Source organism: Spirochaeta lutea (assembly GCF_000758165.1).
GTDB lineage: Bacteria > Spirochaetota > Spirochaetia > DSM-27196 > Salinispiraceae > Spirochaeta_D > Spirochaeta_D lutea.
This window is the reverse complement of sequence record NZ_JNUP01000071.1, coordinates 1-7,530: the sequence shown is the minus strand read 5'-3', so window position 1 is coordinate 7,530 and position 7,530 is coordinate 1. Positions and strand designations below refer to the sequence as shown.

General features: G+C 53.6%; 9 protein-coding genes and 1 pseudogene. 4 read left to right on the top strand and 6 right to left on the bottom strand.

Features of this window, described 5'->3' with window-relative positions:
- Positions 1-205: 205 nt before the first annotated feature.
- The 4 genes from DC28_RS16960 to DC28_RS12715 all read right to left on the bottom strand — a co-directional run bounded on the left by DC28_RS16960 (position 206) and on the right by DC28_RS12715 (position 3,433).
- Positions 206-394, bottom strand: a complete 189-nt coding sequence (locus DC28_RS16960; RefSeq protein WP_081942219.1) for an ATP-binding protein — start codon at positions 392-394, stop codon at positions 206-208.
- 175 nt (positions 395-569) lie between these two features.
- Positions 570-974, bottom strand: a complete 405-nt coding sequence (gene vapC / locus DC28_RS12725) for a type II toxin-antitoxin system tRNA(fMet)-specific endonuclease VapC (RefSeq protein WP_037549406.1) — start codon at positions 972-974, stop codon at positions 570-572.
- Between the two features lies 1 nt (position 975).
- Positions 976-1,212: a type II toxin-antitoxin system VapB family antitoxin gene (vapB, locus tag DC28_RS12720; protein ID WP_037549403.1), complete on the bottom strand. Its 237-nt coding sequence runs from the start codon at positions 1,210-1,212 to the stop codon at positions 976-978.
- Between the two features lie 967 nt (positions 1,213-2,179).
- Positions 2,180-3,433, bottom strand: coding sequence for an NAD(P)-binding protein (locus tag DC28_RS12715; RefSeq protein WP_037549401.1), 1,254 nt, complete (start codon positions 3,431-3,433; stop codon positions 2,180-2,182).
- A 321-nt stretch (positions 3,434-3,754) separates the two neighbouring features.
- Here DC28_RS12715 and sigZ point away from each other — a divergent pair, with 321 nt between their 5' ends.
- A complete protein-coding gene (gene sigZ, locus DC28_RS12710; protein WP_052078877.1) occupies positions 3,755-4,330 on the top strand; it encodes an RNA polymerase sigma factor SigZ in 576 nt (191 codons plus the stop codon).
- Positions 4,331-4,393: 63 nt separating this feature from the next.
- The gene (locus DC28_RS12705; protein ID WP_037549397.1) at positions 4,394-4,582 is read left to right on the top strand and encodes a hypothetical protein; all 189 of its coding nucleotides are present in this window, start codon (positions 4,394-4,396) and stop codon (positions 4,580-4,582) included.
- Positions 4,583-4,862: 280 nt separating this feature from the next.
- On the opposite strand, the gene DC28_RS12700 is transcribed toward DC28_RS12705, so the two are convergent.
- A complete protein-coding gene (locus DC28_RS12700; RefSeq protein ID WP_037549395.1) occupies positions 4,863-5,831 on the bottom strand; it encodes a calcium/sodium antiporter in 969 nt (322 codons plus the stop codon).
- Positions 5,832-6,005: 174 nt separating this feature from the next.
- On the opposite strand from DC28_RS12700, the gene DC28_RS12695 reads away from it, so the two are divergent.
- Positions 6,006-6,590 carry a Crp/Fnr family transcriptional regulator gene (locus tag DC28_RS12695; RefSeq protein WP_037549392.1) on the top strand — a complete coding sequence of 195 codons (585 nt, stop codon included), beginning with the start codon at positions 6,006-6,008 and terminating at the stop codon, positions 6,588-6,590.
- 201 nt (positions 6,591-6,791) lie between these two features.
- Entirely contained in the window at positions 6,792-7,166 is a 375-nt protein-coding gene (locus DC28_RS12690; protein ID WP_037549389.1) for a DUF6326 family protein, read from the top strand.
- Between the two features lie 101 nt (positions 7,167-7,267).
- Here DC28_RS12690 and DC28_RS16560 read toward each other — a convergent pair.
- Positions 7,268-7,530: pseudogene (locus DC28_RS16560) on the bottom strand (hypothetical protein); the annotation flags it as partial.

The following is a 7,530-nucleotide window of genomic DNA, read 5'->3' as shown; positions in this document are numbered from 1 at the left end:
AAGAGTATAGCTTGCTGGAGCAGGTTGTCCAAATGCTTGGACAGAGTGATGAGAAGAAATTCGCCCGGTTGATTGAGAGGGTTCTCAATGAGGCGATGAAGTTTGAGCGTATCGAAGCGCTTAAAGCTCAACAGTATGAGATGTCAAAAACGGTTTAAAAGTTCCGCTTTATGGTGATTTACACAGGGTCAACGCCCCCGACTTTCTACCAATCTTTCATCTGGTATGAAGCCCTTTCAAGACTGAATACATAAGAGTGGAGTAACAAACGATCCAGCGTTACGGTAGCTATTGCTTCTTCGCCTAATATGTCTGCCCATCTACCGAATCCCTTGTTTGAGGTCAGGATGATGCTGCCAAGTTCATAAGGAGCATTGACAACCTGGAAAAACAGCTTGCCTGGCTAACAGTGGCCTTTTCTGTTGTTTGCGGTTATTTTCTAGTATTTACATAAGTACTTATATGGTAAGCAATTAAGAGTCGTGCATGTTCTGGTTGGTGGTAGACATTTGCGGTCATTTTTCAGTTGAATTGGCTACAAAACTGGCTACAGAAATTTTGGGTGAAAACTACTTCCTGGTCCAGTCAATGATTCTCAATCCTTCAACCCGCTGGAACTCTTTGGTATTGTTGGTGATCAGGATTAGGCCCTGGCTTCTGGCATGACCGGCTATGTGGAGGTCATTTATGCCTATGATTGCTCCTTTACGTTCCAGGTCTGCTCGTATATCACCGTAGTGAGCTGCGGCTGAATCGTCATAGCTCAGGACATCAAGGCGAGAGACAAAGTCCTCCACGTTCCGGCGATTGCGTTCGGGGAGAGAGCTCTTTTCAACACCATGAGTAAGTTCTGCCAGAGTTATGGAGCTAATACACATCTGTCCGGAATGGGCGTTGAAAGTGTTCAAGAGTTCCTCAGGACGGCGCTTTATCACATAGATGACTATGTTGGTATCGAGCATGTATTTTAGCATGTTAGAATGACTCCCGATCCGGTTGTGTCTGAGATGCCCGTTCTGTCATAAAATCATCCGTAACACCATCCTCGACTGGATGAAAGAAGCTGTCCCAGCTATTGTGCACTGGTTCGATGATACGGGTGTTGCCTACTACTCTTACCGAGACTTTCTTGACATCTTTTGGGAAGCGAGTATCTGCCGGAAGACGAACGGCCTGGGTTCTGTTGTTTTCGAAGACTGAGCCTATGTTCATAATTCCTCCTGAAAAGGTATATACACACAGTATATAGCAAGTATAATCTCTTATACAAGTGATACTGTGTTCCCGTGCAAGTACTGATCCTGTTTTCAGGTTTCGGTTTCTATTACCGGGAAAAATCTGCCCAACGATTTTGATGGTGTTTTCATTTGGGAGTGTCTGGAAAACAGGCCCTACTTACGGGTACTCCATGGACTGTGTCTGACCCAATGGCGGATGAAGGACTTTGAAGCAGCCCATACTATTGCCATGAGGATGATGTGTCTCTGTCCTGGGGATAATCTTGGGGTTCGCGGGATCATAGATGAGATAGCAAATCGGGTGGAGTGGCGTGAGTAGATTTGATTCGCATTTAATGTATCCAGCAGGTGTCTGGATTCCACTTCAACTGTCTTGTAAGTGATTCAAAATCACTTCGGGAACGAAAAGGAAGTGAGAATCCCAGTGAGTAGTTCTCTACAGGAGCGTTGGATAATGAGATTGGACTATTTCATTTCCTTAATGAGTTCCTCCACTAATCTGTATACTGTCGTGCCAGTTCTTCTTGGCCAGTTCCGGCATGGTGGGGAGTCCTGGCATCATGCTCTGGCTGTAAAATAACCGTTTCAGGTAATGTAACAAAACCTTTCAGCTAACGATACAACATGTTTCAGTAGGCAAAACATTTTGTACCAATAGCTAAAACATTTTGAACCAATAGCTGAAACATTTTGTACCAATAGCTGAAACATAAATTTTTAGGCAGAGGAGCATGGAGGAAGGAGTGTAGAAGGCTCCGGTAATGGGGAGCCATCTATGGACCACACCGCGGGCAGGGTTGTCGGTAGCGAAGGGTGCTCCCCCTTGCCCAGTGCCCGGATACGGGATCCGCGTTGGCCCCTGGCAGAAGACGAATTGTAGCCGGGGTGGTGCTGGGTTTGCATCTGGGGTGATTCTAAGACAGAGGCAGTCGAATCACCCTTCACTCCCTAACCCCGCAGACCCCGGTTTCAGGGAGGTGTAACTCTACCCGGCGGGCTGCTTCCTGGTCGCCGGCAAGAAAGGCCGCGATGCTGCGCACCTGCTCGAAGCCCGTGGCCATGAGAAAACTCGGCGCGCGGCCATAGCTTTTTGAGCCCACGATGTAGAATCCCGGCTCAGGCTGGCGGAGTTCGGCCTCGCCGTGGGCGATTACGGTGCCGCAGCTGTGGTAATTCGGATCGATGTGCTCAGCCAGGGCCGGGACGGATTCAAGGACGGGATCGAAGGTGTGGCGTAGTTCGCGAAGGAAGGAAAAATCCGGCCGGCCCCCGGTGTTTACCACCAGGGCGTCCAGTCCCCGGACATGAACGGATCGGCGCCCATCTGAACCAGTAATCCGGAGGCTATCGGGTTCCGAGTCTATGGTTTCCAGGCGGAAGGGTGCAATCACCTGGATGAATCCCTGATCCATCAGGGCTTGAGCCTTCTGTCCCAAGGTTGCCCGGGCCGGCAGATCATCCTTGGCTCCGCCTCCGAACAGTCCCGGGGTCAAAGCCCTCCGCATGATCCAGAATATCTGGGACCTGGGTGCATCACCCTTCAAGGCATGGAGTTCCAACAGAGAGTGTATGGCGGAGTGCCCGCTCCCGAGCACTGCCACGGCCTTGTTCCAATACCGCGAACGGCGGCCCGGGCTGCGGTCCGGTATGCCGTAGAATATCCGGTTCTTATTGGTGATTTCTCCCTGGGCCGGGACACCCCCCGATCCGGCCGGATTCGGGTTGCCCCAGGTCCCCGTGGCATCGATAACCGCTGAGGCGTAGGCCTTCTCGATTGACCCGGCGTGTATGTAGGATAGTTCAAAGGGAAAACTGGTCCTGCCTCGGCTCTTAACCTTATCAATGCCGTAGCGCTGAACCGATAACACCCGAGATGATGTCTTGATGTGAGGTTGTATCCCGGGCAGAGCCGCCAGGGGTTCAAGGAAATCCTCCACGAGTTCCTTTCCGGTGGGAAGCAGGCTGCCTTGCGGAGCCTTCCAGCCCTGGTTCTTGAGAAGCTGTTCTGCCGCCCGATCCATGGTATATTTCCAGGGGGAGAACATGCGTATATGGCCCCAAGACCGAACCGCGGTGCCTACCTTCTCGCCGGCTTCAAAGACAGTAAAGGGTAGGCCCCAAAGCGCCAGGTTGGCCGCCGCGGCTAATCCCACCGGACCGCCACCGATAATTGCTATAGGAAATGATGGGTGCATAGGTACATCCTTTTCGATCTGTGATCTGTGATCTGTGATCTGTGATCTGTGATCTGTGATCTGTGATCTGTGGACGGAAAACCATGGCAGGGGACGCAAAATCTAGGGGATGGTTCTCTGCGGTTTACGCCCAAAGGGTGGAGGGGTTCATGTAAAACGGAGATTTGAATGAACCATGCCCCGGGGAGCGGGCCTACCCGAGGGCCGGCCCCGGGGGAGCACCGTCGACATGTACCTGGTTGCATCCCTCGAGCTTTTACTACGTCCATAGGTATACGGGGGAAGCCCCCACCATCCACCATGAAGACAGGGAGGACAACCATGAGTATTGAACAACTGTGGAAGGATTTTTATACGCCACTCCGGGGTTTCGTAGCAAAGAGGGTGAAAGACCCGGAGGATGTGGAGGATATCATCCAGCAGGTGTTTCTCAAAATAGCTGCCGGAATATCAGGACTCCAGCAGACCCAGCTGATCCGCTCCTGGATCTATCAGATAACCCGGAATTGTATTATCGATTACTACCGGAAGCGGCGGCCTACCGAGGAATTACCCGCAGAAATCCTGGACTCTAATCGTTCTCAAGGAACCAACCAATCCGCGGAACTCGCCGCCTGCATAAAACCCATGGTCCTCCAGCTCCCGGACAAGTATCGGCAAGCCGTCGACCTGGCTGAATTACAGGGGCTTACCCAGCGCAAAGTAGGCCAGCGCCTGGGCCTGTCCGTCTCCGGTGCAAAGTCCAGGGTTCAGCGGGGACGCCAAAAACTGAAGGAGATGCTCCTGGACTGTTGCACCATCGAAACCGATAGATACGGGAACATCATCGACTTCCAGAATGCTAAAGGGTCTGATTCCGACTGTACTTCTCGTCAAGGGGATTGTGGTTGTGGGTGATTCTGCATCCTTTTTCGTTTCCCACCGTCTACCCGGGTACCAATAACAAAGGAGGCGGAATCCATGGAACAAAACAAGGATTCACTGGTTCAGGTACGGCAGGAACGCCAAGAAACATGCTGCGGCGGTCCTGCGCCCCAGGGAGTCGATGCATGCTGCAATGCCGATGCGGAGGCAAAGGCATCGGGTAAGCAAGGCTGCGGCTGCGGGACGTCAGGGACGGATCTGGACAAGACCAAAACCTGCTGCTGAAACAGCTGGTTCAGGGAGGGGGAGCCCGGGGCTTTCCCTCCCTCCTGTGCCCCTATGCAGGTATGAATGTTGTATGGGGAGAGGATACGCCCGGGGATGCCGTATCAACCCTATCATTTATTAAAAATGTATGGGGATTTTACTGCCTCTGCTACCCAAAGGATGCCTACGCCCGAGATCCGGCCATGGAGCAGGGTCCATTAGCCTTCACCAATGCGGATCTACAACACCAGTCAGAGGTGAACGGACACAGCGAGGCAGTCCGAATGGATACAAGGTTCTACAACACCAGCCAGAGGGTATACCCCAGAAATCCGGCCAGCATGATGCCGCCCTCCCAGCGGTCCAGCCGCCTGCCTCCGCCGCCCAGGGCGAAAATCAGTAAGATCAGGGATGCTGCCAAATGTACCGCCGAATCTACCAGGGAGCCGCCGGGAATCTCCAGGGGCGTAATCAAACCGCCAATCCCCAGAATACAGAATACATTGAAGATATTGGAGCCGACGATATTCCCCACGGCGATATCCTGTTCGCCCTTGAGGGCGGCAGCAATGCTGGTGGCAAGCTCGGGCATGCTGGTGCCCACCGCAACAATGGTTAGTCCGATAATCCGCTGGCTCACCCCCAGGGTTTCGGCAATATCCACCGCCCCGTCAACCAGGAGTTTACCCCCGACTACCAACAGGGCAAGGCCGCCGAGAACCTTGAGGATGGGCAAGAGTACGGATCCCCGAACCGCCGGGGCCGCCTGGGCGCCCTCCCTGAGGGAGCTGTCCCTCCGGGCGCTCGCCAAGGTGTAGAGCAAAAACACCCCGAAAAACCCCAGCAGCACCAAAGAATCGCCCCGACTGAGGATATCTGCTGCCGATCCAGCTCCCTGGATACCCAGGCTGTCCAGGCCCAGAGCTACCACAGCCACGGAGGCAAAGATTGCCATGGGAATTTCATAGCGTACCGTGCTAGAGCCTACCTGCAGGGGCCTGAGGAGGGCGGTTAGTCCCAGAATCAGCAGAATGTTGGCGATGTTTGATCCCACCACATTCCCGTAGGAAATAGCCCCGGCCCCCCCAAGAGCAGCCGCCAGGGAAACCGTAAGCTCCGGGGCCGAGGTCCCGAAGGCCACCACCGTTAGGCCGATGACAAGAGGCGAAACACCAAACCGGCGGCTCAACGCCGAGGCCCCGTCTACCAAGAGGTTGGCTCCGAATACCAGCCCCCCCAGACCAAGAACAATAAAGAGTATGCTCATGGATGGATTGTACTACAATGTGCTAGCATTCGCATATAGACTATTGTAGTGCGTAAAAGGTTGTACCTTTGCCCAGCCCTTGCGCTATCCCAGGGGCTGGGCTCCGGGCAGCACCCCCATATGTGGTGTAGGTTACAGGCTTTTGCGCACTATAAAAGGATTACCGGACCGGCCATGAGCGACCTGTTAAGAGATTTTTTAGCCGAATATCTGGAACTTACTCCGGATCTCTATACCCAATTGGATCAAAGTTCACTGGTGCAGAGTTATCCCCGGGGAACCCTGGTACTACGCCAGGGAGACAAGGCCCGGCGAGCCTTTTTTGTGCTCCGGGGCTGCCTGCGTAGCTTCACCCTGAAGAATGGAGAGGATAAGACGCTTGATTTTTTCATTGAAGAGGATCCCGTCTTGCCCCTGGAGTTCGGAACCGGCGAGCCTTCCAGCCACAGTCTGGAGTGTATGGAGGATTGTATGTTGGTGGGGCATACCCGGGAGCAGGAGGAAAGGATGCTCGCTGAGTATCCCCAGCTGAAACACGTTTGCCTCACCCTGGCGGAGGTCATGTCTGCCAAGCTCCAAGGGGCTTTGAGCCGGTACCGCAGCTCGACCCCCGAGGAGCGCTACCGGGACCTGGTGGAGTCTCGTCCTGATCTTCTTCAGCGCGTCCCTCAGTATTATATTGCCAGCTACCTGGGGATCCGCCCTGAGTCCCTCAGCCGGATCCGGCGGCGTATTAGCCGGGGTAAATTTTTGAGGTAGTGTGCAAGAGGTCGTCTCGTTTCATGCCCGCAACGTCATCCCTGAGCATGCTACCAGACTATGCTTCTATATCTGGCGGAGTTAAAATACCTTTCGTGGACAATGAATTTCTTAACCCAGATCAATGTCTGATTTGGCAGAAGGCATTACCATTTCCGTAAAACAAGACTGGGGCACAAAACCCCGAACAAGGAGATGCGAATGCAACTGCAGAATATTCGAATCCGGCTTTCATTGCTCTGGATTGTGGTCATGCTCAATATGATCTTCAACGACATATTTTCAATAATGGTGGAAATCGTGGAGGGTTCGGTGCTTCAACTGCCCGGAGACGTGCAAACAGTTATGGCCGTGGCGGCGGTGCTGACCAACATACCCATTTTGATGATCCTGCTCTCTTGGACATTACCCCACCGGGCCGCCCGGATAGCAAATATTGCAGCGGCTATCTTTACCATCGTCTACGTGGTGGGGGGAGGAAGTCTTTTGCCCCACTATATCATTGTGGCGGTCATAGAGGTTGCAGTCCTTGCGGGAATCATACTTCAGGCAGGTCGCTGGAAGACCCCAGACTGAATTCCCCAAAAACTCTGGTGCCACCCGGGAAAAAATCCATAGTGCGCAAAAGCCTGTAACTTTTTTTGGCCCTCTGCAACCCCCAGAGCACACCCGCCTCATCACGCCGAAATGTACTTCGGCACGTAGGTCCCGAAGTCCACCCCGGGATTACGCCACTTCATATTCCAGGTCCTCAATTCCTCCGTCCAGAGAGACAGCTTACCCCGAAACGGCCGCCGCCCCCACAACTCCCGGATGATTGCTGTCAGCCGGTCCCGGCTCAGACCCATGTGTTCGGCCCGGGTGCGGGTATCACCCCGGCGGTAGTGCTTGATGCGGTAGGGCTCCAGGAAATTATGGTAGGCCTGGTAGATGGTCAGCC

Bases quoted from the DNA above. Each gene is read 5' to 3' on its own strand.
- vapC (WP_037549406.1), bottom strand. From the start codon at position 974: ATGCTAAAATACATGCTCGATACCAACATAGTCATCTATGTGATAAAG.
- vapB (WP_037549403.1), bottom strand. From the start codon at position 1,212: ATGAACATAGGCTCAGTCTTCGAAAACAACAGAACCCAGGCCGTTCGT.
- DC28_RS12715 (WP_037549401.1), bottom strand. From the start codon at position 3,433: ATGCACCCATCATTTCCTATAGCAATTATCGGTGGCGGTCCGGTGGGA.
- sigZ (WP_052078877.1), top strand. From the start codon at position 3,755: ATGAGTATTGAACAACTGTGGAAGGATTTTTATACGCCACTCCGGGGT.
- DC28_RS12705 (WP_037549397.1), top strand. From the start codon at position 4,394: ATGGAACAAAACAAGGATTCACTGGTTCAGGTACGGCAGGAACGCCAA.
- DC28_RS12700 (WP_037549395.1), bottom strand. From the start codon at position 5,831: ATGAGCATACTCTTTATTGTTCTTGGTCTGGGGGGGCTGGTATTCGGA.
- DC28_RS12695 (WP_037549392.1), top strand. From the start codon at position 6,006: ATGAGCGACCTGTTAAGAGATTTTTTAGCCGAATATCTGGAACTTACT.
- DC28_RS12690 (WP_037549389.1), top strand. From the start codon at position 6,792: ATGCAACTGCAGAATATTCGAATCCGGCTTTCATTGCTCTGGATTGTG.